Origin of the sequence: Cellulomonas jepli, from assembly GCF_047229345.1 — a bacterium.
Lineage (GTDB): Bacteria > Actinomycetota > Actinomycetes > Actinomycetales > Cellulomonadaceae > Cellulomonas_A.
Window position 1 is genome coordinate 17,479 of record NZ_JBFTER010000033.1, and the last position, 26,865, is coordinate 44,343.

The following is a 26,865-nucleotide window of genomic DNA, read 5'->3' on the forward strand; positions in this document are numbered from 1 at the left end:
AACCGGTGTGGCCGCTGACCGGTCACCGACGAGTTCCGTACGGTCACACCCATGGCGCTCCTCGGCTACGCGCGGGTCTCGACCGACCTGCAGAATCCTGACCTCCAGACCGACGCCCTGGCCGCTGCCGGGTGTGACCGGACATGGACCGACCACGCGAGCGGTGCGGTCACGTCGCGGCCACAGCTCGACCAGCTCCTGGACTACGCCCGCCCGGGGGACACCCTCGTCGTGTGGCGGCTGGACCGCTTAGGCCGCTCTGTCGCGCACCTGGTGGCCGCGGTGGCCGACCTCGACAGCCGGGGGATCGGGTTCCGGTCACTGACCGAGGCCATCGACACCACGACGGCCAACGGCCGGCTGATGCTCCACGTCTTCGCGGCCCTCGCCGAGTTCGAGCGCGACCTCATCCGCGGCCGCACCGTAGCCGGTCTTGCCGCTGCCCGGTCACGTGGCCGCGTAGGTGGCCGGCCCACGGTCATGACCCCGGACAGGCGAGCGGCCGCCGACGAGCTGCTGCGCCGGCCCGGGGCGAGCGTCGCCGGCGTCGCCCGCGCGCTCGGTGTCTCGCGTGCGTCGCTTCGCCGCTACCTCGAGACCCCGGTGTCCTAGGACGTGTGGCGCCCTGCCTCGGCTTCCACGAGAGATGAGGTGCTGACCTTCAGCGGTAGCTGCGGCGCGTCCGCGCCCAGGCGCGAGGCGTGCTCGATTAGACCCAGTCGAAGGTAGGGCCAGACGAAGGTGACGATCTGTCCCGCGTCGAGCTCGACATCATCTGCGCCGTGATCAGCGAAGCGCACGATGTACGCCACAGACCCCTCATACAAGGCGTCTGCGGCGCCCTGGGCGTCGTCTTGGCCCTCAGGTACGAACGTGCGAACGCGCGCCGTCACTTGGGCGAAGTGGAGGTCCTCACCAACGGGCCCCACGGACAGCTGGAGCTCAACACGTTTGCTCTCCGAGACCTGGGTACTGAGGCGTCGGCCGGAAAGTTCCGCGATCGACAGATCGAGCACGTCGTCGGGGTCGATGTGCTCAGGCATGGTGAACAGGCACTGGCTGCGCCGCCTCGGCCGGGGTGGACACCTCGGCCGCAGGGGCTTCGTGCTTACCTGTGACGAGGTCGAGCACCATCGAATACGTCTTCGGGCGATCGAGCATCCGCGACGGATGTGCGCTCGACAACTGGATCACGTCCACGGGACCGACGCCGTCTTCCGTGGCGCACATCACGGAGAATGTCGTCGCGTACCGCGGTGCTGGCCTGCTCTTCGCGCGGCGCGATCCCGGCTCGGGCAACGGCGTGACGCCGGGCTCAGCTGGTTCCGCCGTGAGTTTGAGCGTGTAGCCCGCCGCACGCAGGAACCGAGCAAGCGTCGACACTCGGAGGTTTCCGTCGCCGTTCACGACCTGAGACACCCGGCCCGGGGTCACGTCGAGGATGCGAGAGAGCTCCGTCTGGCTGAGCCGAGAGACATCGAGAGCCCGGTTGATGAGCGTGACGGCACCGACCGCGGCGCGTGCCCCGGCCATGGCCATGCGTCCTTCGGGCGTGCTCTCGCGCTCCTGGACGAGCGTGCCCTTACGGTGAGCGGTCATGTTCGAGGTCCTCCGTTCGGACTGTCTTGGCGAGCTCGATCTCAGCGGGTGGGGCTTTCGGGGCGGTCTTGGTGAACGCGGTCGTCAGGCGCAGGTAGTAGAGGAAGTCGTCCGGCCAGGGCCGGGTTGTGAAGCGGGAGTACGAGTCGGAGTCGATGAGGGGCTCGTACTCCCCAGAGCCGTCCGTATCGAAGAACGTGATGCGTAGGACGCTGTGCTTGATCTCCCAGATGCCGTCGAGCAGTTGGTTGTGGTCATGCCGGTGGGGGAGAGTGCCGTACTCCGCCAACCCGTCACACGCGGCCATGAACCAGTCGTACCACCTGATCTGTTCGTCGGGCTCGAGGTCTCCGACGTGGTCCGCGGCACCTCCCTCGATGCCGTCAAGGAACTCGGAGACCGGCGACGTCAGGTCGGTCCGGACGGCACACTCAACGCAGAACTCCTCGCCCTCAGCGATGACCCTACGCTCGATGTTAGCCAAAGGTAAACCTCTCGGCTGGGTGACCTTGTCGCGAGACTAGCCGCAGCGAGCCGAGGGTGTTGCTCATCGGTGATGCCCGCGTGCCGGGCCTGTCGCGCACCGGTGTGCGGATGCGGTTTCGATGTCGCGCTGCTCCTCGCGAGCGCCGGCGGTCTTCGCCTCATCGTGCTTGCGAGGTGCTGCCGCTGACGCCCCGTCCGGCTCGGTCGGCATCGTGGTGGTCTCGGGTCGAGCCGGCGCACTTCGCTGACGGCGAGCTCGAGCAAGGCCGCGATCTGACGGACGCCGAGCCCGATCCGGCGCAGGTCGTGCACCGCGTCACGCACCTTGCGCTCGACGGCTGCGCGCTCGTCCCACGGTGCAAAGAACGCCGTAGCCGCATCGTCCACCGCCCGGTCCCGCTGCGCGCGCTGCGCGTCCATCCGCAGCCGTGCAGCACGCGCACGCTCCCGAGCACTCACCCGCTCCGACCCAGCCGACCGCACCATCTACCCACACCCTTCTTCCCACTCACCGACTTGAGTGCTCCGCGCCCCATCGCAACGAGCACTCAAGTTCCCAGGCCCTCCAGACCCAAGACTTCATGCAGGGCAAGCCTTACACACCTCTTGCACTACAGTGTGTGGCGGCGCCCAGGCGCCTTCTGGATCGGCCGCGACGGCGGCGCGAGCGGAGCGTGCGAGGGGGTGGTCGCCGGTGATGACGGTGCACGTCCTGCACGCCGGCGATGGGTACTCCTACCTGACGCGGCAGGTCGCATCGGCGGACGTTGCGCGCGAGCCGGGGCAGTCGCTGAGCGACTACTACATGCAGCACGGCAACCCGCCGGGGGTGTGGCACGGGTCTGGGCTCGAGGCGCTCGGGGTGTCCGGAACGGTCACCGAGGCCCAGATGCGCGCCCTGTTCGGGGAGGGGCTGCACCCCGACGCCGAGCGGATCGTCGTCGCCGCGATCGCCTCCGGGAAGACCGAGAAGGAGGCAGACGCCCTGGTGAAGCTGGGGCGCCGGTACCCGCAGTTCCAGCCTGTGGAGGAGGAGCTGCGCCCGGCGCTGTCGGCGGCGTACGCGACGTTCCGGGCCGACCATGGGCGCGACCCGGAGGTCGGTGTTGAGCGGGACCTGATCCGCTACAACGTCGCGAGGGATCTGCTGACCGCCCGCGGCGGGACACCCAGCGACACCGACGTCGCCCGGTTCCTCGCCCGCCAGGGTGCGCAGCAGAAGCACCCGGTGGCGGGGTACGACCTGGTGTTCACCCCGGCCAAGAGCGTGTCCACGCTGTGGGGTCTGGCCGACCCGGGCACCCGCGCCCAGATCGCCGAGGCGCACCGGGTCGCTTGGACTGAAGCGCTGGCGTGGGTGGAAAAGGAAGCGGCCCTGACCCGGGTCGGTGCCGGTGGGGTCGCGCAGATCGAGACGAAGGGTCTGATCACCGCGGCGTTCGATCACCTCGATTCCCGGGCCGGAGACCCGAATCTGCACACCCACGTCGCGGTGTCCAACAAGGTCCTCGGCGTGGACGGGAAATGGCGTTCCCTGGATGGGCGGGTGCTGCATTCCTTAGCCGTGGCCGCCTCCGAGCGGTACAACGCAAACATCGAATCCGAGTTGCGGGCGCGCCTGGGTGTGCAGTTTCAGGAGGAGGCGCGCCGGGCGGGCCGGCAGGGGGTGCGGGAGATCGCCGGGATCGACGCCGGGGTGCGGCGGGCGTTCTCCCAGCGGCGGGCCGCGATCGAGGACGCCTACGGCGAGCTGCTCGCGATGTACCGGTCCCGGCACGGGCTCGAGGCGCCGCGACCGGTGCAGCACAAGCTCGCCCAGCAGGCCACGCTCGACACCCGCACCGCCAAGAAGACCCCGGTGGGTCTGGGGGTGCGGCTGGGGGAGTGGCGCCAGACCGCAGCCCGGGTGCTGGGCAGTGAGCACGCGGTCGACGCGATGATCGCCGGTGCCCTGGCGGCCGCACCACACCGGGACGCGGTCGAGGTCGACGTCAACGTGCTCGTCGAGCAGGCGCTGACGGGGCTGGCAGCGAAGCGGGCGACGTGGGGCCGGTTCCATATCGAGGCCGAGGCGCTGCGGGTCGCGCGCGAGCACGCCGGCGCGGGGGAGTCGGTCACCGATCTGGCCGGCCGGATCGCCGAGGGCGTCCGGTCGGTATCCCTGGCGTTGACCCCGCCGGAGGTCAACGAGGCACCGAAGGTCATGCAGCGCTCGGACGGTGCGTCGATCTACACCGTCCACGGCTCCGAGAAGTACACCTCTTTGCCGGTCCTGGAGGCCGAGGACACCCTCGTCAAAGCTGCTCGCACGGGCGGTGGGCTGGTCGTGGATGGTGCGACGTTCGAGCGGGCCGTCGCCGAGGTCGCCGAGTCGACCGGGCGGACCTTGAACACGGGGCAGCTCGAGCTCGCCCGACGGTTCGCCGCCGGCGGGCACGTCGTGGAGGCCGGGATCGGTCCGGCCGGCACCGGCAAGACCACCGCGATGGCCGCGTTCGCTCGCGCCGTCGATCTCGCCGGTGGCCGGGTCGTGGCCCTTGCCCCGTCCGCGGCCGCGGCCGCCGTGCTGGGCGCCGAGCTCGCCGTGGCGGGGGAGACCCTGCACAAGCTCCTGCACGCACACGACACCGCAGCAGCCGACCCGGATGCCGAACTCCCGGAGGTGCTGCGGCTGGACGACTGGACGGTGCTGCTCGTCGACGAGGCCGGCATGGCTGGTACCCCGGACCTGGCGGCCGTCGTCGCCCTCGCCCGTCGGCATGGCGCGGCGGTGCGGCTGTTGGGGGACCCCCGCCAGCTGTCCGCGGTCGGGGCTGGCGGGGCGTTGCGGCTGATCGACGAGCAGGTCGGTGCCGCGCACCTGGACGTCGTGCACCGGTTCGGGACGCATGGGGAGGCCGAGGCGTCCCTGCTGCTCCGCGACGGCCAGACCACCGGACTGGACTTCTACATCGCGCGCGGGCGCACCACCGGGGGCAGCGTCGAGGCGATGCGCGAGCAGCTCTACGCCGCCTGGGCCGCCGACCTAGCCGCGGGCAAGGACACCGTCATGGTCGCTGCCACCACCACTGATGTCAGCGAGCTCGGTGCCCGCGCCCGCCTCGACCGGGTCACCGTCGGCGACGTCGAGGCGGGCGGGGTGCAGCTGCACGACGGCACCTACGCCGGCCGCGGGGACGTCGTGGTGACTCGCCGCAACGATCGGCGCTTGAAGGTCGGGCCCACCGACTTCGTCCGCAACGGCGACCGGTGGTTCGTTGCCGAGCGCAGTACGACCGGGGAGTTGCACGTGCGGAACCTCGCGACCAAGGCCCGCGCCGTCCTGCCCGCGGACTACGTGGCCGAGAACGTCGAGCTCGGGTACGCCGCGACCATCCACCGCGTCCAAGGCATGACCGTGGATACCTCCCACACTCTGGTCACCGACACCACCACCCGCGAGCAGCTCTATACCGCGGTGACCCGCGGCCGCGACTCCAACCGCGTCTATGTCGTGGTGGAGGAAGTCCTTGAGGTCGACGCTCACGCCAAGCCGGCGCCCCAGCGTGCCGTCGAAGAGACCCTGGCGCGGGTCGTGGCTCGGGAGGGCGCGCCGCTGTCGGCGACCGCGACCCTGGAGCGGGAGTTCGACACCGCGCACAGCCTGGCCCGGCTCGTCCCGCAGTACGAGGACGCCTGCACCCGGCTGATCGACCCCACCTCACTTAAGCGGATTGAGCAGTCCGTGCAGGCTGCGGTCCCGCAGATCGCTCAGGACCTGCTCGACGACGACGCCTGGCCCGCCCTGGCTGCACGCCTCGTCTTGCACGAGGCTGCCGGCGCGGATCTTCCTTCGCTGCTCCTGAAAGCGGTGGGCGCGCGCATCCTCGACGACGCTGACTCGATCGCCCAAGTCCTGCACCACCGCCTCGGCTACCCCGCGACGCACCACGACGTCGACGAACGCCGGTTGCCGTCGTGGATCGCGCCCCCGCCCGCACCCACGCCGGGCACCCGTGCGGCCGTGGATGCGGATGGAGACTCGACGCGGCGCACGGTGGACCCGACAGTTGTGGCGTGGATGGGCCGGCAGGCCGACCTCATCGCTAACCGGCTGGACCAGCTCGTCGAGCAGGTCCGCATTCAGCGCCCAGCCTGGACCTCGGGCCTGGACCTCGGCGTCGACTCGGCACTGCGTCAGGTCGTGGCTTACCGCGACCGATACGCGATCACCAGCACGCACCCCCTCGGTGACCACCACACCGCGCGGGGAGCGCAGAAGCGGGCGAGCGAGAGCGCTGCAGCAGCTCTGACACTGCTCGCCGCCCGGGAACCCGAGCGCAGTGACGCACTCCCGGTGCCGAACGCTCGCGCCCGCGCGGAAGCGCCTACGGCGGCCCGCCTGCTGGAGCGGGTGCAGCGTATGCGCGAAGGTGCTGCCCGTTACGACACCGCAGCCACGCCCGCCCGCGTGCCGCTTCCAGGCGGCGACGGTACCGACGAGCAGCCTGCGGCCGCGCCGCCGGGCGACGCTGCCGACGTGGCGCGGGCCGAGGCCGAGCGGCGCCGCGAGAAGGAGCATCGGCGGCGGGACGAGCAGCGCCGCCGGGACCAGCAGCGAGGACGCGGTCCCGGGATCGGACGCTGACCGCGCGATGCCCAGGGGTGCGGTGCGGTGCCAGGGGGCTTCGCCGCCGCGCCCATCGCAGCCGTGGCCGCCCACCGCGCGAGAGGCGGACGGTCGGATCCAGCAGCGGGTCGGTCAGGCTCGACAGGTGGAGCCGAGACGCTGATCCGCTCGTCGGCTTCACGGTCGAGATGGACGGCAGGCACAGAGCGGATGATCTGGTGGGGCGCGAGGGCAGCTGGTGCGGCGGCCCAACCCGGACCGCCGCGCTTGAGCCAGCCCCCAAAGCTCCTCGGTGAGTGCGTCGCCGGCGACGGGTGTACTCGAAATGCAGTCGGCTTGGGCACCGCGTGCGCACCGTGGCCGAGGTGCGCGAGTTCGGCTGATCCGAAGGACGAGCTGGCCTTCGTCAGGTGGTGCCGGTGAGGGTCAGGGTGATCAGCACGACGTTGAGGGCGGTGATGATCCCGGCGATCGTCCAGCCGGCGATCTTCAGGCGTGGGGTGTCGACGTGCTCGCCCATGACGGCGGCGTCGCTGGTGAGGCGGATCAGGGGGATGAGCGCGAACGGGATGCCGAAGCTGAGCAGGACCTGGCTGATGACCAGGGCCCGGGTGGGCTCGAGGCCGGCGCCGAGGATGAGCAGGGCGGGGATGAGGGTGATCAGGCGGCGGGTGAGCAGCGGCACGCGTAGGTGCAGCAGGCCGCCCATGATGGTGGCGCCGGCGTAGCAGCCGACCGAGGTGGAGGCTAGGCCGGAGGCGAGCAGCCCGATCGCGAAGATCACGCCGACGACGGGGCCGAGGGCGGTGGTGATGGCGGCGTGGGCGCCTTCGATGGTGTCGGTGCCTTCGGTGCCGCGCAGGCTGGTCGCGGCCAGCAGGAGCATGCTGATGTTGACCGCTCCCGCCAGGACGAGTGCGCCGATCACGTCGACGCGGGTGATTCGGATGAGGCGGGTCAGCTCGGCGGGGCTGCTGGCGCGTCCGTGCCGGTCGCGGGTGAGGGCGGAGTGCAGGTAGATGGCGTGGGGCATGACGGTCGCGCCGATCATGCTCACGGCGAGCAGGACGGTGTCGGTGTTCTCCAGGCGCGGGAGCAGCCCGCCGAGCGCCGCGCCGGCGTCGGGAGGGGCGACGACCAGTCCGGTGATGAACCCGACGGCGATCACGGCGAGCAGGGTGATGACGGCCCGTTCGAAGTGGCGTTGGCCGTGGGTGGACTGCACCGCGAGCAGCAGCATCGAGGCGATCCCGACGATGACGCCACCGGCGAGCAGGGGTAGCCCGAACAGCAGGTGCAGGGCCACGGCTCCGCCGATGACCTCGGCGAGGTCGGTCGCGGCGGCGACCGCCTCGGCCTGCACCCAGTACAGGCGACGGTTGCGGGTGCGCAGCCGCTCACCGAGGAGCTCGGGCAGGCTGCGTCCGGTGACCAGGCCGAGCTTGGCGGACTGGTACTGCACGACCACGGCCATCACGTTGGCGAGGACGAGGACCCAGACCAGCAGGTACCCGTACCGGGCGCCGGCGGTGAGGTTCGCCGCGACGTTGCCGGGGTCGACGTACGCGACGGCCGCCACGAACGCTGGGCCGAGCAGGAACAGGCGCGTCCGCCAGCCTGGTCGGCGCTGGATCGGGTCGGTCGTCACGGCCACGGGACACCTCCGCCAAAAAGTTCGGGTATCCGAACTCTAGCGGCGCGGCTCGCCTTCGCGCATGGTTCCGCACCCCTGGTCAGCGCGACGGTCTCGTGCGCTTCGCCGTCGGTGGGGTGTCTTCTTGGTCTACCGGCCGAGGAGCGGGCGGGGGTTGACGGTGGAGCCGTTGACGTAGACCTCGAAGTGCAGGTGGCAGGCCCCGGACAGGCCGGTGTTGCCGGAGTAGCCGATGAGCTGGCCGCGGGAGACCTGCTGCCCGGCGCCGACCACGGCGCGGGTGAGGTGGTTGGAGCTCGTCATCAGGGAGTTCCCGTCGACGGTGCCGTAGTCGATCATCACCTGGTTGCCGAACCCGTTGCGCCACTCGGCCCACCGCACGCGCCCGTCTCGGGGCGCGTACAGGGGGGTGTTGCAGTAGGTGCGCAGGTCGATCCCGGCGTGCAGGCGGGTGTATCCGAGGATCGGGTGCAGGCGCATGCCGTACTCGGAGGTCACGTACATCGGGTCGATGGACGTGGGGTTGGAGAACATCGACCCCGAGACGCTCCCGGACGGTGCCGGGACGGCCGGCGGCGGCTTCTTCCCGGCAGCGGCGGCGGCCGCTGCGGCGGCGGCGCGGGCGGCCTCGGCGGCGGCGCGTTCGCGGGCGATGATGTCGGCGAGCTCGGCGGCGATCGCGTTGCGCTGGGCGTCGATCTGGGCTTGCTCGGCCTCGGCCTGGGCCTTCATGCCCGCGATGGCCTGCTGGCGGGCGGTCTGGTCGGCGATGAGGCGTTCGATCTCCGCCTGACGGGCCTGGGCCGCGGCGCGGGCGGCGTCGGCCTCGACGACCTTCTGTTCGGCCTCGATCTTGAGCTCGGTGATCCGGTCCTTGACGGCGGTCAGGCGGACCTGGCTGTTGCGGTTCGCTGCCTCGATCTCCCGGAGCTCTTCCAGGGTTCGGGTCTGGGTGCGTAGTGCGGTGGCGAGCCGGGCGGACTGGTCGACGAAGTCCTCTGTGGTCTCGGACTCCATCACGAGGTCGAGCTCGGGCATCGCGCCCTGGCCGCCCTTGTAGGCCCGGCGCGCCAGCTGCCCGATCGAGGCGCGGATCTCCTGACCGCGGGCGTCATCGGCCGCGATGGTCTCCGTGATCGCGTTCTGCTGGTCCTGGGCGTCCTGCAGGCGGGCGGCGATCAGGGCGGCCTCGCGCTGGGTGCGCTCGAGGGTTTCCTGGGCGGCGGCCAGCTCGGCCTGGGCGACCGGCAGTCGTGCCTGGGTGGCCTGCAGGTCCAGCACCGCCTGGCTCAGCTCGGCGCTGAGTCCCTCGATCGACGCCTGTAGCTCCTCCGCGCGGCGCTCGGCCGCGGCGGCCCGCTGCTCGGCGTCCCGGCGCTGGTCGGTGATCGGGTCGCCGGCCGCGGGCGGGGCAAGCGCAAGCCCGGCGGCGAGCAGGCCGGCGAGGCTGGCCGCGAGCACGCGTCTGGCTCTAGTCCCGCGGGGAACCGGTGCCGGCTGGTGCATGAAGTGGTGGTGCATGCTCGCCTCGGCCCGAGGTAGAGGACAGGAAGAGGAGCTGGGCCACCGGGAGGCTAAGCACGCCGCTCGCCGACCCGGTGGGTGGCGCGCCGATGGCGGAAGCCTTCGCCCGTTCGACTCGGGTGGGATGTGGTGTTTGGTGGCGATTCGGGGCCACGCAGGTGCGTCGTACGCTGAAGGCGAACGGGCGCCGCCGGGCGCCCGGAGCGTGCGGTGAGCCGCGCGGTCCGAGCGTGGGAGGTGGCCCGATGAGTCTTGGGGCTGCGGCGTCGAGTGTGGAGATCAGCGGTCCGGTGTGGATTCCCTCGCTGCCGCCGTCGTTGGAGACCTACCTGGCGCCCACGTTGCAGCCGGTGCCGGTGCTGCCGGCGCTGGCCGTCGTGCTCGCGGTGTTGTACCTGGCGGGTGCCATCCGGGTCTGGGCCTCGGGACGGCGGTGGTCGGTCCCGGCGACCTTGTCCTTCCTGACCGGGTGTGTCGTGATCGCGGTCGTGATGGGCGCCGGGGTCGAGGGGTACGGGCTGCGGCTGTTCTCGGTGTTCATGTTCCAGCAGCTCACTCTGATGATGGCGGTGCCACCGTTGCTCGTGCTCGGCCGGCCCGGCACGCTGCTGCTGCGCGCGTTGCCGCACAACGCGGCCGGGCGGGCGGCGATGGGGGCGGCGCGCTGGGGGCTGCGGTCCCGGCTCGGGCGGTTCGCGATCCACCCGGCGTTGATGATCCCGCTGTTCCTGCTGAGCTTCTACGGGATCTACCTCAGTCCGCTGGCCGACCGGCTGCTGCGCACCTGGGCCGGGCACGTGGGTCTGGAGCTGCTCTTCCTGGTGGCCGGGATCTTGTTCACCGTGCCGGTGCTGTCCACCGATCCGCTGCCGACCCGCCAGACGCACGTCGGGCGTGCTCTGGACCTGTTCGCGGAGATGCCGCTGCATGCCTTCTTCGGGGTGGTCCTGATGATGGCCCCGGTCCCGTTGGTGGCGTTCTTCGCCTCCCCGCCGCAGGCGTGGGGTGTGGACCCGCTGCGAGAGCAGCAGGTCGCTGGCGGGCTGGCCTGGTCCTACGGCGAGGCGCCCACCCTGCTCATGCTGCTCCTGGTTTTGGCCCGCTGGCAGCGGGCCGACACCGCCCAGGCCGAGGTGACTGACCGGCAGATCGATGCGCAGGGGAACGCCGAGCTTGACGCCTACAACGCCTACCTCGCGCGCTTGAACGAGCGCTCCAACCCGGGCTGACCGGCGCGTAGCGTCAGCCACCGGCGGTTACCGTGAAGGTGTGCATGACGACGAACGCGATGAGCCGGGCCCTGGGCGGGCTTCGCGATCGACCGCCCCTGCCCAGGAGGAGCGCCTGGTCGACCGCCGGTTCCTCCTGGGCGCCGCGATGCTGGTCGTGCTCGGCGCTGTCGGGGGGACCCGGCTCGCAGCGCAGATCACCCGCGCCAGCGAAGAGCGCGATCAGGCCCCTCGCTCGGGCGGCGGCGCGACCAACGGACCTTGAGCCTCACCTTCGGCCTCGGAGCGCGACGTGAGCCCTGACGAGACGCTGGCCCGACCCGAGCCGGGCAGCGACCTCCGACACAGCCCGGGTGCGCGAGGGCACGGCCGGCGCTGGGCGGTGCTGGCCGGTGCGGTCCTGGGCATGATCGCGCTCACGGGCGTCGTGGTCGACTTCCGTGAGGATGACCGCGTGCGCCATGAGCGGATCGCGGAGTTGCTGCACCCGCCGTACGACGGCTCCTAGTCGTGGTGGGCGCCTTCATGGGGTCGGTGGCCGACGGGTTCCAGCTGGAAGGTGCAGTGCTCCATCGCGAAGTGCTCGCCCAGGCACTCATCGAGGGCGTCCAGCACGACACCGGGCCGGCCTTGGTCGATGCACTCCTCGTCGACGACCACGTGCGCCGACAGGGCAGGGACGCCGCTGGTGATGGTCCAGGCGTGCAAGTCGTGGACGTCGACGACCCCGGGGACTTCGCGGATGTGGTCGCGGACCTTGTCCAGGTCTAGGCCCTTGGGGGTGGCTTCGAGCAGGACGTCGATGACCTCGCGGAGCAGGGACCAGGCGCGCGGGATGATGAACAGCCCGATCGCGATGGAGGCGATGACGTCGGCGCGGGTGTATCCGGTGGTGGCGATGACGATGCCGGCGATGATCACGGCGCCGGACCCGACGAGGTCGCCGAGGACCTCGAGATAGGCCCCGCGCAGGTTCAGGCTCTCGCGCTGCCCGCCGCGCAGGATGAGCAGGCTCGCCAGGTTCGCGACCGCGCCGGCGACAGCGACGGTGAGCATGAGACCGGTGGCGACCTCGGGTGGGTCGTTCCAGCGTCCGACGGCCTCGACGATGACCCAGATCGCGAGCCCGCCGAGCAGCAGGGCGTTGGCCAGGGCGGCGAGGATCTCGGCGCGCTGGAGCCCGTAGGTGCGGGCGTTCGTCGCGGGCCGGGTGGCCAGGGTGGAGGCGATGAGGGCGATCGCGACGCCGGTGGCGTCGGTGAGCATGTGCCCGGCGTCGGCGAGCAGCGCGAGGGACCCGGAGACCAGGCCGCCGACGACCTGGATACCTACGACGCTCAAGGTGATGGCGAGCACCAGGATCAGGCGCTTGCGGTGCTGGCCGGTCGCGGTGCCGTGGCTGTGGGTGTGTCCGCCGCTCATGAGAGCCCCTCGATCGTGACGACGGGTGGGCGGCGCAGGCGCCCGACCCCGGGGACGAACCGGCCGACCCGGCCGGAGTACTCGATGTAGTGCTGGCCGTGAGTGCGCCGCAGGTAGGGCTCCTCGACCACACGCACCTGCAGCTCGACGGCCAGCACGAGGCACACGAGCGCCGCGGCCGACACCGGTGTGGGCACCAGCAGGGTCAGTCCGGCCAGGGCGGTGATCATGGCGGTGAAGATCGGGTTGCGGACCAGCGCGAATGCCCCGGACGTGACCAGGGCGGTGCGCTCGCCCGGGTCGACACCGATCCGCCACGAGGACCCCATCCCGGTCTGGGCGGCCAGCACGGCCCCGAACCCGAGCACCGCCACGACGGCGCCGAGCCACTGCAGCGCCGCGGGGACCTCGGCGGGTGCCGGTCCCACACCAGCGAGGGCGAGCGCAGGCCCGGCGGCGCCGAGGACGAGCGCACCGGCGAAGAGGATCCCGCCCCACCACTGGGCGGAGCCTGGTGTCCCGGACACCCCCCGGTACCCGGTGGTGCCGGTACGCCGGTGGTGCAGGAAGGTGCGGACCCCGAAGGTGGTGAGCACCCCGAGCAGATACAGGCCGAGCCCGAGGGCGGCCGCGGAGTCAGTCGTCATCGTCGTCCCCCTCCTCGTCGTCGTCCTCGACAAGCTCGCCCTCCCAGGCTTCCTTGCCCTCGTGGATCGCGAACGCGGCGATCACGAACGCCGCGACCGGGTCCAGCCACGCCGCGCCGGTCAGCTGGAACAGGACCACCCCGGCGAGGGTGGAGATGCTCAGCAGCACACAGATCCGGGTCTCGGCGGCGTCGGCGAGGATCAGGTTGTCCTTCAGGCGCGTCCCGACCTTGCGCTTCATCGCCGCCAGCACGGGCATGGCGATGATCGAGGCGACCAGCAGGGCGATGGCCAGCGGTGAGCTCTCGGGGACCTCGCCACCGACAAGGCTGCGGATACCCTCGATCGTGACGTAGGCGGCGAGGATGAAGAAGGTGACGGCGACGGCCTTGAGCGCGAGGCGCTCCTTGCGCTCGTCGGCCTCGCCGTGACGCAGCCGCGCCGACAGGCGCAGCGCGACCAGGACCCCGGCGATCGACTCGATGGCCGAGTCGACCCCGAACCCGATGACCGACACCAGCCCGGCCAGCACGCCGGCGGTGACGGCGACGGCGCCCTCGACCACGTTGTAGGCCACGGTGAACTGCGCGAGCCGCAGCCCGCGGCGGGTCAGCCGCTCGACCTCGAGGGCGTCGAGCTCACGGGTCCCGCTCACCTCGCGGCCTCCGTACGTGCCGCCGTCCCGGCCGTGGCGGCGGTGCCGAACGTGGGGCACAGCGTGACGGCGTCCCCGGTGAGCGCCAGCAGCCGCTCGGCCGCCGCGAGCAGGTCCATCAGCGCCTCGGGGTGCGTGAGGCGGAATACCGACGCCCGCCCCTGCGGCCGTGACTCGACCAGGCCGCAGTCGCGCAGGCACGCCAGGTGCTTGGACACCGTCGACTGCGCCAGCCCGAGGTGCTCGGTCAGGTCGACCACCCGGTGCTCGCCCAGGGCCAGGTGGCGCAGGATCGTCAGCCGCGACGGGTCGCTGAACCCGTGGAACAGGCACGCCGCCGCCTCCAGCGCCCGCCCCTCATCGACAACTGAAGAATCGCTACCCATCTTCGACATCGCCATAAGACGATGTTAGCGCACAGTGTGGCGGGTGGGAACCTTCGTGTGCAGCGGTGCGTTACATGGGGGAGGTGCTCGACAGGGCGATGCCGAGCCCCATCGCGACGGCCATCACCGTGAGCTCGCCGGTGGCGAGTCGGGCGAAGGGATGTCCTGACTCCGCGGAGGTGTCTAGGGCGGTGAGGGTGCTGGTGCGGTGCACCCAGCCGGCCACACCGAGCACTAGGAGCAGCGCGGTCTTGACGACCAGCAGCGTGCCGTAGGTCGAGGTCACGTCCGGGAGCCCGTCGGCGCGCACGAGGGCGCCGGCGACCCCGGAGACGGCGACCAGGACGTAGCAGACGCCCGCCAGGGTGGAGAAGCGCCGGGCTGCGGCGGGGAAGTGCTCGGCGAGCGCGCGGCGCAGCAGAGCGAGAGCTCCTAGGCCACCGACCCAGATGCACATGGCGGCGACGTGGGTGAACTGTAGGTTCACCGCGGCGTCGTGGTTGACCGCGGCGGCGGTGTGCCCGGTCAGGGCTACGGGCAGCAGGGCCGCCACCGCCACCACGCTGGTCAGGATGAGGGGGACCTCGCGGGTCAGGGACCAGGCCGCGCCGGTGGCCGCGGCGATCAGGACGGTGCTTCCGACCAGGAGCCGGCCCTGCTGGTCCTCCAGGAGGAACGTCCCGAGCCGCGGGCTGAGCGCCGCGTCCAGGGCCCCGATCCCGGCGAGCTGGGCGAAGGTCAGCACGATGACGGCTACGGAGCTGGTCATCCACGCGGCGCCGCCAGCGGCGGCGCTGCGGGCCGCGGTCTGCTGGATCGGGCTCAGGCGGTCGGCGTCGGTGTCGTCGCGGGGCAGGACCAGGGTCGACAGGACGAGCAGCCCGATCGTGGCGGCGGCCGCGGCGTCACGCAGCCCGCGCACCACCGGCAGCCCCCACCGGATTACGGGCCCGGGGTCGGCGACCTCGGCGGGGGCCAGCTCACCGGCGCCGGCCAGCACCGCCACCGCGACGAGCGGGACGACCGCCACGATCGAGGCGGTCACGGCCAGGCGGCGCGCGGGGATCACGCGGGCGGTGTGCGCCGGGACCGCGCGGCGACGACCGCGCCGGCCCCCACCACGGCGAGCAGGCCCACCAGTGCGAGTGCGCCGCCGCCGCGCATGGTGCCGGCACCGTCAGCAGCCGGGTCGCCGGGGGCCGCAATGGCCGCCGGGGTGGTGGTTTCCGGGCTGGGCGCGGTGGTGGGTGAGGTCGGCTCGGTGGTGACGGGTGTGGGCGGGGCGGGCGGGGTGACGGTGAAATCGACGGTCCCGCTGATCGGGTGACCGTCGGGGGAGACCACCCGGTAGAGGACCTGCCAGGCGTTGGCCTGTCCTGGGGTGACGGGGAGGTCGGGCACGGCGGTGGTGTCGAGCACCGCCTGGGCGCCCTGGACGGTGAGCGGGACCTCGCTGCCAGTGGCACCGTCGACGGACAGGGCGGCGGTGGCGAACTGCTCGGAGATCTCCTGACTGAACGTCAGGGTGACCGTGGCGGGGACCTCGGTCAGGGCGGCTCCCGCGGCGGGGTTGGAGCTGACCAGCCCGGTGTGCGCCGCCGCGGGCGCCGCAGCCAACACTACCGCGACGAGGAGCGCGGCCACGCTGGTAAGGCTCAGCGCGAGGGTCCGGTGGGTGGGCTGAGGGGAGTGGGCCACGAGGCCCTGGGGCGAGCGCATGTCTCTCCTGTTCACGGGGTTCACGCAAGGCGCTCCAGCCACCTTGCAACACGGGGGTGGGCGGCGCACGTGCTGCCCTGCCAGGGCGATCTGTGCCCCGCGCCGGGATGGGCGGACCGGGGTCAGACGGCTGTCTGGAAGCCGCCGATGAGTCCTTGCAGCGACTGGGTCCACGCGCTCCACAGCCCGGTGGCCAGGGCCAGCCCGATCAGGACGAGCAGTGCACCGCCGGCGCGGGCGATGAGCAGCCGGTGCCGGCGGAGCATCGTCAGGACCCGTGAGCTGCGTTCGACGCTCAGGGCGATGAGCAGGAACGGCAGCCCGAGCCCCAGCCCGTAGGCGACGGACAGGATGGCTCCACGGCTGGGTGAGCCCTCGTCCAGGGACAGGGCCATCACCGCCGCGAGGGTTGGTCCTATGCAGGGTGTCCAGCCCAGCCCGAAGACCAGGCCGAGCACGGGAGCGCCCCACAGCCCGGCGGTCCGGGTGGCGTGCGGGCGCAGGTCGCGTTGCAGGAAGGGGATGAACCCGAGGAACGATAGGCCGAGCACGATGACCACGACCCCGAGCACCTGGGTCACCGGTCCCTGCCAGCGCACCAGCGAGGCCCCGAGCGACCCGGCGAGCACACCCAAGGTCACGAACACGGCCGTGAAGCCGCCTACGAACAGTGCCACCCCGGCCAGGAGGCGCCCGCGCCGTGGACGGGCAGGCTCCGGCCCCGCCAGGTCAGCGCCGGCTTGCTCCGCGCGCCCTGGCGAGGGCCGGGTGGTGGATGCGCCGAGGGCGGCGCCGGACATGCCGCCGAGGTAGCCGAGATAGCCGGGCACCAGCGGCAGCACGCACGGGGAGGCGAAGGACACCACGCCGGCGAGCAGGGCGACCGGGACGGCCAACAGCATGGTCCCGGAGAACGCGACGGTCGCGAAGGTCGTGCCGATGTCAGCGGCCGTCAGGGCCGCGCTCACGGCGTGGGCGCCGGTTCGGCCAGGACGTCGTCGACCAGCCCTCGCAAGATCGAGGGGTCCGCGCGCCCGAGGATGCGGGCTGCGACCCGGCCCTGCCGGTCCAGGACGACCGTGGTCGGCACCGCCTGGACGGGGACCTTGGCTTGCAGGGCGGCGATCGCCTGCCCGTCGGGGTCGGCGATCGAGGGGTAGGGCACGGCGAAGGTGCGTTCGAACGCCTGAGCCGCGCCCGCGTCGTCGGTGCTGTTGATGCCGAGCAGGTGCACGCCCCGGTCGGCGTAGTCGGTGGCCAGAGCCGCCAGATCCGGTGCCTCCTCGCGGCACGGCGGGCAGGCCGCGTACCAGGTGTTGAGCACCACGACGTCGCCGCGCCAGTCGGCGACGTCGACCGGCGCGCCGGTGAAGTCGGACCCGGCCATCTCCACGGGGTCGTCGCGGTCCAGCGCTGGCCAGGACTTGGTGCTGCCGTCGCCCGACTCATACCCCTGACCCGCCACATCGGTGTCGGCGTTGGTGTCGGTCCCGCTCGTGCAGCCCACCAGCAGGGCGACCAGGGCGAGCGCCACGAGCACGCGGCCACGACGACGTCGCCAGGGAACAGGGGCGGCACTGCGGAGCACAGCAGGTCCTCCAAAACGGGGAAGAGGGGAGGCGATACGGCGGGAGGGCCGCGCTTGACGCCTGCCCCGTGGGTGACCGCCCGATCTGGCGGTCACCCACGGGCGGTCACAGGTCGTTCGGGGGCCCGCCGCGGGCCTCGAGCAGGTCCTGCAGGACGGTGATCTCGGCGGTCTGGGAGGTGATGATCGCCTCGGCAAGGCGTTGCACCTCGGCCCGGCGGGTCTGGTCGACGGCCGCTTCGGCCATCTGCACCCCACCCTGGTGGTGACGGAGCATCAGCTCCAGGAACACCCGCTCGGCCTCGACGTCGTCCGCCGCGGTCAGGCGGGCGATCTGCTCGTCGGTCGCCATGCCGGGCATCGCGGGCTGCCCGGCGCCCTCGGTCATGGTGTGGCCGGCGCCGTTGTCCTGGCTCATCCACGCCATCGGCGCACGTGAGGACGACTGCTGCAGCCCCCACGAGGACAGCCACCCATACATCTGGCCCTGCTGCTGCTGCTGGGTCAGCACGATGTCCAGCGCCAGCTGCTGGATCGCCGGGTCGGTGCTGCGGTCACGGATGAGCAGCGCCATCTCCACCGCCTGCCCGTGGTGGGCCTGCATGTCCCGAGCGAAACCCGCCTCGAGCGAGGCGTCGCCCGGCAGCGCCGGCTGCTGCAGCAACCGGCTCGCGAACAGCACCCCACCGCACAGCCCCACGATCAACGCCACCAGGACCGCCGCCACCAGGACGACGCGCGGGCGGGTGTCCGCGGCGGGCGCCGTCACAGGCCGATGCCCCCGGTGCAGGGCGCGCCGGGCTCAGGGGTGTCTTCACCCTGGATGTACTTGCCGATGAACGTCGCTAGACGCGGGTCGTCCGCGGAGTCCACCTGCAGCTGGTTACCCCAGGCGCTCGCCACGATCGGGCTGGGCAGCTCCTCACGCGGGCTGATCAGCAGGTACGGCTCAGTGCTGGCCTGCTCCGCGAGGGCGTCGACCTGCTCCTGGGTGATCTCGGGGCCGTAGGTGATCCACACCGCGCCGTGCTCCAGGGAGTGCACCCCGTTCTCGTCGACCACAGGCTCGGGGTAGACGCCGCAGTTCTGCCAGGTGCCCGAGTGGTCGCCCCCGGCGGGCGGGGTCTGCGCGTACTCGACGTCGGCCTCGACGTGGTTGGCGCTGGCGACCTCGAACTCCTCAACACCGTCGATGGGCTGCTGCTCAGCGGCCTCCTGAGCCTCCCGGTCCCGCTCGGCGTTGATGAACACGAACACGGTGGGGATCACCATGGCCAGAACGGTGAGCGTGAGCGCGATGAAGATCAACCTGGCCCGACGGGCTTCCTTGCGCTTCTGCTCGGCCTGGATCTCCAGAAGCCGGGCCCGCCGCTCGTCCCGAGGGTTGGGCTTCTTGCCGCTCATCTGCTCTCCTCGCATCACCGGCACCCGCCGCGGGCGCGCGTTCACGGTACGCGAGCAGGGCCCGGGGCCCTGCTCGCGCCTGCGTAGTGAACGTCGATGCGCAGCGAAAGGTGCCCAATCGCAGCGGAGAACTTACAACCGACCTCGATCCCCGCCGTGACGCCGGAATCAGAACCTGAGGTGGGCGGTGAGCTACTGGGTGACGTAGTCGGTGAAGTACACGGCGATCACCTCACCGTGGTACGCCTCCTTCAAGAGCCGGGTCAGCTCATCCTTGAGTGCGGTCCTGCCCTCGGGGCTGCTGACCTCCTCCAGCGTCCGTCCGGAGAACAGCGTCAGGGCCCGGTCGACAGCCTTGGACGTGTCGATGTCCTCGAGCACCTCGGCGGACAGCTGCAGGCCCAGCCCCAGACGCAGGTAACGGCCACCGGCCAGGTTCAGGCTGAACGACTCGACTGTCTGCACCTTCCCCGGCTCCGGCTCGGGCTCCACCTCTGCCTCCGCGCTGCTGGTCGACCCCGGACCCAGCACGAACCAGTACCCGGCGCCACCACCCAGGACTAGCAGCGCCACCAGCGCCATCGTGATGGCGCGCTTCCGTCCGCCGCCAGCGACGGGTGCGTCCTCCGTCGGGTTCGACGGGGGGGCCGCCGCGGACGACTTCGCTGCGATCCTGGGTCTGCTACCAACTACGCGCTGCTCGGGTGCCATCGAGTGTCGCCGCTCTTTCAAGGTTTCCGTAGGCCAGAGGCGCGGATCGGCCTCGCCTCCGCCTATCGGACTGCATGACGCGGTCCTGAGCCCGCACTGCGCAGGGACCGGAGAACGGGGCACCCGGCGCGTCCCGCGGACCCCGCAAGGCGCGACTCCGGTGACGCTCAGGTAGTGACGTCGAACCAGCGTCGCGTCGCGGGCAGCCGCCTCAGCACGAACCGGTCGAGCAGCAGGACAACCAGCAGCGACGCGCCGAACAGTGGGAGCGTGACGCCGAGCAGCACGACGCCGATCGCGAGCAGCGGTGTCGTCTTGAGAGGAAGGGTTCCGCGGGGTGCGCCGATCCGGCCCTGGCCGCGGGGTCGCCGCCGCCACCACATGAGCGGCCCGGTCACGCACATCACGACGACGGCGGCGCAGAACGCGGCGGTCAGGACCATGTTGAGCAGCCCGAAGCGGCGTCCCTCGTGCAGCGCGATGCCCTGCGCGACCGTCTTGGCCAGGGCGGGGTAGTCGTCGTACCCGTACTGCGACACGACCGTGCCGCCGAAGCGGTCGACGTGGACCGAGCGCTCCTTGCCGGGGTCGTCGAACGCGTAGCCGATCACGGTCAGCACGCCGTCCTCCTTGCGCGGCAGGGCGACCGTCATGGGGTGCGCGAGGCCCTCCTGCGCCGCGAGCAGCAGCGCGGTGTCGACGGTCGCCACCGACCGGGTCACGGCGTCGGGGTCGGTCGTCGGGACCTGGCTCGTCGGGACGGGGCTCTTGCCCTGCGCCCAGGGGACCTCGTGGCTGTGCGGCAGGGACTCGTCGAGCGTCGAGACGGGGTCGGACAGCGCGCCGTGGTCCTGGCTCCACATCGACGTCCCGGCGCCGGTCGCGAGCGACTGCACGTTCGCACCCCAGATCCCCGTCCACGGCAGCCCGCTCACCACGAGGAGCAGCAGCCCGCCGCCGACCGCGAGGCCCAGCCACGCGTGCGTGGTGCGCAGGCGGGCCTGCCCGGTGCGGGTGCGGCGCTTGCGGGCGCGGGCCGCGCGCCCGCGCCAGAACAGGTAGTACCCCGACAGCGCCATGACGATCGCCCAGCACGCCCCGAGCTCGAGCACGGCGTCCCCGACGCGGCCGGCCATCAGGTCGGCGTGCAGGCGCACCGCGGTGCCGCTGAGCGTCGTGTCGGGGTTCAGGTCGCCGAGGATCTTGCCCGTCCACGGGTCGACGAAGACGTCGAGCGGCGAGCCGTCGGCCGTCTCGAGCGAGAAGCGCAGCGGGTCGGTCTCAGTGGCCGGCTCGGTCATCGAGACCACGGTCGCGTCCGGGTAGGTCGCCGCCACCCCGATGCGGTACGGCTCGAAACCTGCGAGCTGGGCGCCCTCCGGGGGTGCGTCGACACGCATCAGGTCGGGGTGCAGCGCGGGCTCGAGCTGGAAGCGGAAGAGGTAGATCAGGCCGGTGACGGCCAGCACGAGCACGACGGGGATCACGAGGAACGACGCGTAGAAGTGCCAGCGCCAGAACGCACGGAACAGCCCGCCACTTCGCCGCTGACCAACGGGGCTGGCGGGCGGCAACTCGGGAGGCGCGAGGGTCGGGTCGTCGAGTGTGGCCATGCGTATCTCCGATGCGACAGGGGTAGTTCGTGCGAGGGTGCGCCGCTCAGCGTCCGGGTGCATGCCTCCCGGCGGGGGCGCATGAACCAGTGGACCGATGCGCTACGCGCGCCAGGAACGGGGCAGCCTTGATGGGCCCCGTAGGGGTGTCTTGACGTCCGCAGGGTCTGGTGTGCCCTAGCCGGTGCAGCCGGCAGCCCGACTCGTGACGCACCCAGGAGGTCGTCGCGAGGGCGTTCACGTGATCGTGCTCATCTCCGCACACGCCAGGTGCGAGGCCGGCGGTCTCGAGCGAGCACCGGCTCGCCGGGCCACGGTGATGCGGTACGCACCCGCGGGCGCGCGAACCGCACTCAGGCCCCGCCCTTGACTGCTCACTTCGGGAGGTTAGCTGTGACGATCGGCTGGATCGCCATGGCCTAAACGTTACGGGCGCGGCATGGATGCCGTCGGTCCCAGGACGGAACCGGCGGCCGGTGAACGCGGCAGCATGAACGGCTCCGACGGCCGGCCGGAATCGCCGACAAGGCCCTGCAGCGACTGCGTCCAGCCGCTCCACAGCCTGGTGGCCAGCGCCACGCCGATGAGGACGAGACTTGCCCCGCCAAAGGGGGCGATGAGCAGTCGGAGCCGACGCAGCTACCCCGCGTACCCGGTGTTGACGACCACCACCTCACAGCACCGGCGGTGATTTCCACCGCGGCGCCAGTGAAGTCCGTCCCGGCCAGGTCCACCGGTTTCCCTCGGCTGTCCGCCGGGCAGGTCTTGGTGCTGCCGTCCCCGGACTCGTAGCCCCGGTTGGCCACGTCGGTGTCGGCGTTGGTGTCGCTCGCCGGGGCGCCGCCGATGAGGACCACCGCCCGCCGCCGCGAGCAGCGCGCGCCGGCGCCACGTCGGGGTCCCTGCACGTTCAGAGCAAGGTCGTCCAGAACAACCAGAACTCCGCGCCGATGAGGGCCAGGACGCTCAAGGCCCACCCGGTGAGTACGACGGCGTGATACTGGCTGGCCACCTCGACCGGCCGCCGGGCCCGCCCGGCGACCGGAAGGTGACCGGCCTGCAGGTTGTGCAGCGTGGTGTACCAGAACACCGGGATCGTCACGGCCCAGACGACCATGCAGTACGGGCACAGCGCCCCGATCCGGTACAGGCTCTGGAAGATCAGCCAGTGCACGAATATCGCACCGGCAGTCGTGCCGAGCTGCAGCGCGAGCCAGAACCAGCGGCCCGGGCGCGCCCCGGAGAGCACCGCCATCCCGGCGGTGAGAACCATGGCAAAGCCGGCGATCCCGAGCAGGGGGTTCGGGAAGCCGAAGAGCTCGGCCTGCGGGGTGCTCATCACCGACCCGCAGCTGAGCACCGGGTTGATGCTGCACGTGGGGATGTACGAGGGGTTACCCAGCAGCGTGATCTTCTCCACCGTGAGCACGAACGCGGCCAGGAAGCCGATCGCCCCGCCGACCGCCAGCACCCACCCGATCGCCCGTGTCGGGAGCCCCGCCGCGAGCGTGGGCGTGCTGGTCCCGTCCACGGCGCCGACCGTCGCGGTGGGGGGTGCGCTCATCGAGCCAGCTCGGCGTCGATGAGCGCGGTCAGCTCCTCATACGTCGGCATCGAGGGGACCGTCTCCCCGTTCAGGAACAGCGTCGGGGTGCCCTGCACGCCCAGAGCGATCCCGTCGGTCTGGTCGCGGGCCACCCGATCAGCCGTCGCCCGGTCCCGCAGCGCCGCCTCGAACTTCTCCATGTCCAACCCGAGCTCGCGCGCGAAGCCGAAGAACGTCTCCTGCTGCGAAGCCTGGGTGTGGCTCCACTGCTCCTGCGTCTCGTACATCTTCTGGTACATCGCCTCGAACTGGCCCTGCTGGGCCGCCGCCTCCACAGTGAGGGCGGCCAGGCCCGAGTTCGGGTGGGCCGGGATCGGGAAGTACCGCACACCGAACGTGATCCGGCCCTCGTACTCCTCGCGGATCCGCTCCATCACCGGGAACATCGCCAGGCACGACTCGCACTCGAAGTCCAAGAACTCCACCAGCGTCACCCGCCCGTCCTCGGCGGTAGTCAGCAGGTGGGTGTCCTCACGAACCACAGGCACAGCACCCGCGGTGGGACCTTCCACCGCCCCAGACGTCGCGCCCGCCGCGCTGGGGGCGGGGGATGCGGGGCGGTTCACCAGCAGAGCGACGACGACCACGACCACGAACACGCCGAGCATCGTCAAGGAGATCTTCGCGTTCCGGGTCATCGTCTCGTTCTCTGTCGGGAGCGGGCGCTGGCAGCTACGGCACGTCCGCGCAACGATACAGTCGGGGCTGAACTCTCCCGTAGACGCGAGTCGGCATCCGGCCCCCTCCTCTCAGTACAGGTTTTCGTGTATCGTCGCGGCATGGAGACCGTCGCGCTGACCCACACCGCGGCCTTGGCCCGGCTCGGACATGCACTGTCGGACGAGACCCGCGCTCGGATCCTGCTCGCGCTGCGGGAGGCGCCCGCCTACCCCTCCGACCTCGCCGACGCGCTCGGGGTCTCCCGCCAGGTCATGTCCAACCAGCTCGCCTGCCTGCGCGGGTGCGGCCTGGTCGAGGCCATCCCGGACGGGCGACGGACCTGGTACCGGCTGACCGACCCGCACCTCGCGCCGGCGCTCGGTGAGCTCCTGCGCCTGGTCGTGACCGTCGACCCAACATGCTGCGCGGCCGAGGGGTGCACCTGCTCATGACCGACATCACGATCGGCCAGCGTCCCCTGAGCCTCGAGCGGCGCGGCGTGCTGACCCGGCGGGTCCGCTGGATCGTCGCGGCGACGATCACCTACAACGTCATCGAGGCCGTCATCGCCATCACCGCGGGGCGAGCCGCGTCGTCCGCCGCGCTCATCGGCTTCGGTCTCGACTCCGTCGTCGAGGTGCTCTCGGCGGCGGCCGTGGCCTGGCAGTTCTCCACCCCCGACCACGAACGGCGCGAACGCACCGCGATGCGAGTGATCGCCCTGTCGTTCTTCGGCCTCGCCGCGTTCGTCACCATCGACGCGCTGCGCACCCTGCTCGGGGCAGCCACACCCGAGCACTCCACCGTCGGCATCATCCTGGCCGCCGTCAGCCTCGCGGTGATGCCGTTCCTGTCCTTCGTCGAACGACGCACCGGACGCGAGCTCGGCTCGGCATCCGCCGTCGCCGACTCCAAGCAGACCCTGCTGTGCACGTACCTGTCCGCGGTCCTCCTGGCCGGGCTGCTGCTCAACAGCACCCTCGGATGGACCTGGGCCGACCCGCTCGCCGCCCTGATCATCGCCGCCGTCGCCGTCAAGGAAGGCATCGACGCCTGGCGAGGAGACGCCTGCTGTGTCCCGCCCACCACTACGAGCGCCTCGGTCGACGCCCGTAGCGAATCCCGTGGCGCCTCGCCCTGCACGGACGGCTGCTGCTCCTGAGGTCATCGAGCGGGCTGGCGGCTACCTCACGGCCCGCTATGCCATCGACGCCACGCCGCCCTGCGCGTGCGCCGGGGGGACCCTCGATTCTTGGCTAGAACCCTACTCGGCGGCGCACTTTGACCTGTGCGCGGTTCTTCTGCCAGATGCACTCCGCGGAGAGACCGGTCGAGGTATGGCGAGGCGTCGTAGGCGTTCTAGACGGTACGGAGTACTTACGGCAGGGCCGGCCGCCCGTTCCCGTCGGGGGAGGATCCGACGGGAACCGTCGGCACTCGGGGGAAGAGCCGCGCGAGGACGTCGGCGAGGGTGATCACCCCGCGCAGGGTCCCGTCGCTGACCACGACGGCGAGGTGGCTGCGGGTCTCCCGCATCGAGGTCAGCGCGGCGTACACGGGCGTGCCCGCCTCGAGCGCGAGCACGGGCCGCATCAGCTCGCGCACGGGCCGGTCGGCGGGCTCGACGAGCGTGTCGCGCACGTGCACGACCCCCTGGGCGGAGCCGCGGCCGCCGACGAGGACGCGCAGATGACCCGAGGTCCGGGTGGCGTCCTGGACGTCCGCGGCGGTCGCGGTCACCGGGACGGCCGTCGGCCGCGAGCCGGCGCCAAGCAGGTCCTGGACGGTGAGGTCCTGGAGCTTGAGGGCGCCGGAGAGCTGCGCGAAGTACGCCGGTTCGAGCGCCCCGACGTTCGCGGAGTGCTCGAGCAGGTGACGCAGGTCCTCGGGGTTCTGCCCGGCGGCCACCTGGGCGGCCGGCTCGACGCCGACCTTGACCACGCACCGGTTGGCCACGTCGTTCAGCGCCACGAGCAGCGGGCGGGTGACCCACATGAACGCGCGCATCGGGAGCGCCAGCACGGTCGCGGAGGTCTCGGGGTGGGCGATGGCCCAGGACTTGGGCGCCATCTCGCCGACGACGAGGTGCAGGAACGTGACGATGAGCAGGGCCAGCAGGAACCCGGCGGCGTCGGCGAGCCACGGAGCCAGCCCCCAGGCCTCGAAGAGCGGCGTGAGCCAGTGGTGCACGGCCGGCTTGGTGATCGCCCCGAGCGCCAGGGTGCACGCGGTGATCCCGAGCTGGGACCCGGCGAGCAGGACGGTCAGCTCGGTCGAGCTGCGCAGGGCCGCACGCGCGGACCGGCTGGTGGGCGCGGCGTCCTCGAGCCGGTGACGCCTGGCGGCGAGCAGCGCGAACTCGACGGCGACGAAGAACGCGCTCAGCGCGATCAGGGCGACCGTGACGGCGGCGACGATCCCGGGGTCGCTCACCGGTCGTCCTCCTGGGCGTGGGTGCCGGCGTCGGTGGTCGCGGGCGGTCCGGCGGGGACGGTGACGCGCACGAGGGCCGGGACGCGCCGCTCGAGCTCGAGCACCTCCACGCGCATCCACACCGGTGCCGGCTCGTCGGCGTGGGCCAGGTCGGCGGGGTCCGGGGGCAGCTCGACGTGCACCACGTCACCGGTCGCGGGCAGGGAGCCGTGGTGGGCGATGACCAGGCCGGCGATGGTCTCGTAGCCGTCGCGCGGCAGGTCGTGCCCGACGGCGCGCTCGACCTCGTCGATGTGCACGTCGCCGGCCATGACCCAGATCCCGTCGTCCGCGACCGGGGCGAGGGTCGGGGTGGCGGGGTCGTGCTCGTCGGTGATCTCCCCGACAAGCTCCTCGGCCAGGTCTTCCAGGGTCAGCACCCCGGCGAAGCCGCCGTACTCGTCGATGACGCACGCCAGCCGGTTCCTCGACCGGGTGAGCTCGCGCAGGGCGTCCGGGAGCGTCATGGACGCGGCGAGCATCAGCGGGGGCCGCATGAACGTCGCGGCCAGCGACCGGTCGCCCTCGACACCGGCGAGCACGTCGTCGAGGTGCACGACGCCGACGACCTGCTCGTCGTCGGTCAGGACCGGGTACCGGGAGTGACCGGTGGCCATCCGCGCGCGGACCTGGGCCAGCGTCTCGTCGGCGTCGACGACGTCGACGTGGGCACGGGGGATCATGGCGTGCTCGACGTCGCGGCGCGGGAAGTCGATGATCCGGTCCAGGAGCACCGACAGCTCGGCCGGGAGGTCACCGCTGTCGCGGGACTCCTCGACGATGTGCTCGAGGTCCCGCACCGTGGCGGAGTGCTCGACGTCGTGAACCGGCTCGATGCGCAGCGCGCGCAGCAGGAGGTTCGACGCGGCGTCGAACACCCG

28 protein-coding genes are annotated in these 26,865 nt (G+C 71.7%); 7 read left to right on the forward strand and 21 right to left on the reverse strand.

Going from position 1 to position 26,865, the window contains the following annotated elements:
- The first annotated feature begins 51 nt into the window (after positions 1-51).
- Entirely contained in the window at positions 52-612 is a 561-nt protein-coding gene (locus AB6N24_RS09945) for a recombinase family protein (RefSeq protein ID WP_412869244.1), read from the forward strand.
- On the opposite strand, the gene AB6N24_RS09950 is transcribed toward AB6N24_RS09945, so the two are convergent.
- The 3 genes from AB6N24_RS09950 to AB6N24_RS09960 are packed head-to-tail and all read right to left on the reverse strand — an operon-like array spanning position 609 to position 2,083.
- Complete coding sequence (locus AB6N24_RS09950) at positions 609-1,043, reverse strand: hypothetical protein (protein WP_412869245.1); 435 nt, start codon at positions 1,041-1,043, stop codon at positions 609-611. The genes AB6N24_RS09945 and AB6N24_RS09950 overlap by 4 nt on opposite strands.
- Positions 1,036-1,599, reverse strand: a complete 564-nt coding sequence (locus AB6N24_RS09955) for a helix-turn-helix domain-containing protein (protein ID WP_412869246.1) — start codon at positions 1,597-1,599, stop codon at positions 1,036-1,038. Before AB6N24_RS09955 ends, AB6N24_RS09950 begins: the two co-directional genes overlap by 8 nt.
- Positions 1,583-2,083, reverse strand: coding sequence for a hypothetical protein (locus tag AB6N24_RS09960; protein WP_412869247.1), 501 nt, complete (start codon positions 2,081-2,083; stop codon positions 1,583-1,585). The genes AB6N24_RS09955 and AB6N24_RS09960 overlap by 17 nt, the downstream gene beginning before the upstream one ends.
- A 699-nt stretch (positions 2,084-2,782) precedes the next feature.
- Here AB6N24_RS09960 and mobF point away from each other — a divergent pair.
- A complete protein-coding gene (gene mobF / locus AB6N24_RS09965) occupies positions 2,783-6,712 on the forward strand; it encodes a MobF family relaxase (RefSeq protein ID WP_412869248.1) in 3,930 nt (1,309 codons plus the stop codon).
- 388 nt (positions 6,713-7,100) lie between these two features.
- Here the strand turns inward: mobF and AB6N24_RS09970 are convergent, their stop codons facing one another.
- The gene (locus tag AB6N24_RS09970; protein WP_412869249.1) at positions 7,101-8,348 is read right to left on the reverse strand and encodes an Nramp family divalent metal transporter; all 1,248 of its coding nucleotides are present in this window, start codon (positions 8,346-8,348) and stop codon (positions 7,101-7,103) included.
- Positions 8,349-8,477: 129 nt separating this feature from the next.
- Positions 8,478-9,809: a peptidoglycan DD-metalloendopeptidase family protein gene (locus AB6N24_RS09975; protein WP_412869250.1), complete on the reverse strand. Its 1,332-nt coding sequence runs from the start codon at positions 9,807-9,809 to the stop codon at positions 8,478-8,480.
- Between the two features lie 308 nt (positions 9,810-10,117).
- Here AB6N24_RS09975 and AB6N24_RS09980 point away from each other — a divergent pair, with 308 nt between their 5' ends.
- From AB6N24_RS09980 to AB6N24_RS09990, 3 genes are read left to right on the forward strand one after another with little or no spacing between them, the layout of a single operon-like run.
- The gene (locus AB6N24_RS09980) at positions 10,118-11,101 is read left to right on the forward strand and encodes a cytochrome c oxidase assembly protein (RefSeq protein WP_412869251.1); all 984 of its coding nucleotides are present in this window, start codon (positions 10,118-10,120) and stop codon (positions 11,099-11,101) included.
- 40 nt (positions 11,102-11,141) lie between these two features.
- A complete protein-coding gene (locus AB6N24_RS09985; RefSeq protein ID WP_412869252.1) occupies positions 11,142-11,366 on the forward strand; it encodes a hypothetical protein in 225 nt (74 codons plus the stop codon).
- A gap of 27 nt (positions 11,367-11,393) precedes the next feature.
- Positions 11,394-11,609: a hypothetical protein gene (locus tag AB6N24_RS09990; protein WP_412869253.1), complete on the forward strand. Its 216-nt coding sequence runs from the start codon at positions 11,394-11,396 to the stop codon at positions 11,607-11,609.
- Here the strand turns inward: AB6N24_RS09990 and AB6N24_RS09995 are convergent.
- The 14 genes from AB6N24_RS09995 to AB6N24_RS10060 all read right to left on the reverse strand — a co-directional run bounded on the left by AB6N24_RS09995 (position 11,606) and on the right by AB6N24_RS10060 (position 23,490).
- Complete coding sequence (locus AB6N24_RS09995; RefSeq protein WP_412869254.1) at positions 11,606-12,523, reverse strand: cation diffusion facilitator family transporter; 918 nt, start codon at positions 12,521-12,523, stop codon at positions 11,606-11,608. The two genes, AB6N24_RS09990 and AB6N24_RS09995, sit on opposite strands and share 4 nt — an antisense overlap.
- Positions 12,520-13,170 (reverse strand): methyltransferase family protein, encoded by a 651-nt coding sequence (locus tag AB6N24_RS10000; RefSeq protein ID WP_412869255.1) that lies wholly within the window; start codon positions 13,168-13,170, stop codon positions 12,520-12,522. The genes AB6N24_RS09995 and AB6N24_RS10000 overlap by 4 nt, the downstream gene beginning before the upstream one ends.
- Entirely contained in the window at positions 13,160-13,825 is a 666-nt protein-coding gene (locus AB6N24_RS10005; protein ID WP_412869256.1) for a cation diffusion facilitator family transporter, read from the reverse strand. The genes AB6N24_RS10000 and AB6N24_RS10005 overlap by 11 nt, the downstream gene beginning before the upstream one ends.
- Entirely contained in the window at positions 13,822-14,220 is a 399-nt protein-coding gene (locus AB6N24_RS10010; protein ID WP_412869271.1) for an ArsR/SmtB family transcription factor, read from the reverse strand. Before AB6N24_RS10010 ends, AB6N24_RS10005 begins: the two co-directional genes overlap by 4 nt.
- A 61-nt stretch (positions 14,221-14,281) precedes the next feature.
- On the reverse strand, positions 14,282-15,280 hold the full coding sequence (locus tag AB6N24_RS10015; RefSeq protein ID WP_412869257.1) for a copper resistance D family protein: 999 nt from the start codon (positions 15,278-15,280) through the stop codon (positions 14,282-14,284).
- Positions 15,277-15,930, reverse strand: a complete 654-nt coding sequence (locus AB6N24_RS10020; RefSeq protein WP_412869258.1) for a copper resistance CopC family protein — start codon at positions 15,928-15,930, stop codon at positions 15,277-15,279. The genes AB6N24_RS10015 and AB6N24_RS10020 overlap by 4 nt, the downstream gene beginning before the upstream one ends.
- A 122-nt stretch (positions 15,931-16,052) precedes the next feature.
- Positions 16,053-16,898 (reverse strand): cytochrome c biogenesis CcdA family protein, encoded by an 846-nt coding sequence (locus tag AB6N24_RS10025; RefSeq protein ID WP_412869259.1) that lies wholly within the window; start codon positions 16,896-16,898, stop codon positions 16,053-16,055.
- Positions 16,895-17,470: a TlpA family protein disulfide reductase gene (locus AB6N24_RS10030; protein WP_412869260.1), complete on the reverse strand. Its 576-nt coding sequence runs from the start codon at positions 17,468-17,470 to the stop codon at positions 16,895-16,897. The genes AB6N24_RS10025 and AB6N24_RS10030 overlap by 4 nt, the downstream gene beginning before the upstream one ends.
- A 154-nt stretch (positions 17,471-17,624) precedes the next feature.
- Entirely contained in the window at positions 17,625-18,245 is a 621-nt protein-coding gene (locus tag AB6N24_RS10035; RefSeq protein ID WP_412869261.1) for a DUF305 domain-containing protein, read from the reverse strand.
- Positions 18,246-18,283: 38 nt separating this feature from the next.
- The gene (locus tag AB6N24_RS10040; RefSeq protein WP_412869262.1) at positions 18,284-18,922 is read right to left on the reverse strand and encodes a thioredoxin-like domain-containing protein; all 639 of its coding nucleotides are present in this window, start codon (positions 18,920-18,922) and stop codon (positions 18,284-18,286) included.
- Between the two features lie 192 nt (positions 18,923-19,114).
- Entirely contained in the window at positions 19,115-19,495 is a 381-nt protein-coding gene (locus tag AB6N24_RS10045) for a flagellar basal body-associated FliL family protein (protein WP_412869263.1), read from the reverse strand.
- A gap of 305 nt (positions 19,496-19,800) precedes the next feature.
- The gene (locus AB6N24_RS10050) at positions 19,801-21,246 is read right to left on the reverse strand and encodes a PepSY-associated TM helix domain-containing protein (protein ID WP_412869264.1); all 1,446 of its coding nucleotides are present in this window, start codon (positions 21,244-21,246) and stop codon (positions 19,801-19,803) included.
- 910 nt (positions 21,247-22,156) lie between these two features.
- Positions 22,157-22,810, reverse strand: coding sequence for a vitamin K epoxide reductase family protein (locus tag AB6N24_RS10055; RefSeq protein WP_412869265.1), 654 nt, complete (start codon positions 22,808-22,810; stop codon positions 22,157-22,159).
- Complete coding sequence (locus AB6N24_RS10060; RefSeq protein ID WP_412869266.1) at positions 22,807-23,490, reverse strand: DsbA family protein; 684 nt, start codon at positions 23,488-23,490, stop codon at positions 22,807-22,809. The genes AB6N24_RS10055 and AB6N24_RS10060 overlap by 4 nt, the downstream gene beginning before the upstream one ends.
- Positions 23,491-23,631: 141 nt before the next feature.
- Here AB6N24_RS10060 and AB6N24_RS10065 point away from each other — a divergent pair, with 141 nt between their 5' ends.
- Entirely contained in the window at positions 23,632-23,964 is a 333-nt protein-coding gene (locus AB6N24_RS10065) for an ArsR/SmtB family transcription factor (protein WP_412869267.1), read from the forward strand.
- On the forward strand, positions 23,961-24,674 hold the full coding sequence (locus AB6N24_RS10070; protein WP_412869268.1) for a cation efflux transmembrane domain-containing protein: 714 nt from the start codon (positions 23,961-23,963) through the stop codon (positions 24,672-24,674). Before AB6N24_RS10065 ends, AB6N24_RS10070 begins: the two co-directional genes overlap by 4 nt.
- Positions 24,675-24,889: 215 nt before the next feature.
- Here the strand turns inward: AB6N24_RS10070 and AB6N24_RS10075 are convergent, their stop codons facing one another.
- Together AB6N24_RS10075 and AB6N24_RS10080 are read right to left on the reverse strand one after the other, a co-directional pair.
- A complete protein-coding gene (locus AB6N24_RS10075; protein ID WP_412869269.1) occupies positions 24,890-25,945 on the reverse strand; it encodes a hemolysin family protein in 1,056 nt (351 codons plus the stop codon).
- A partial coding sequence (locus AB6N24_RS10080) for a hemolysin family protein (protein WP_412869270.1) occupies positions 25,942-26,865 on the reverse strand: 924 nt, incomplete at its 5' end. The genes AB6N24_RS10075 and AB6N24_RS10080, both read right to left, overlap by 4 nt.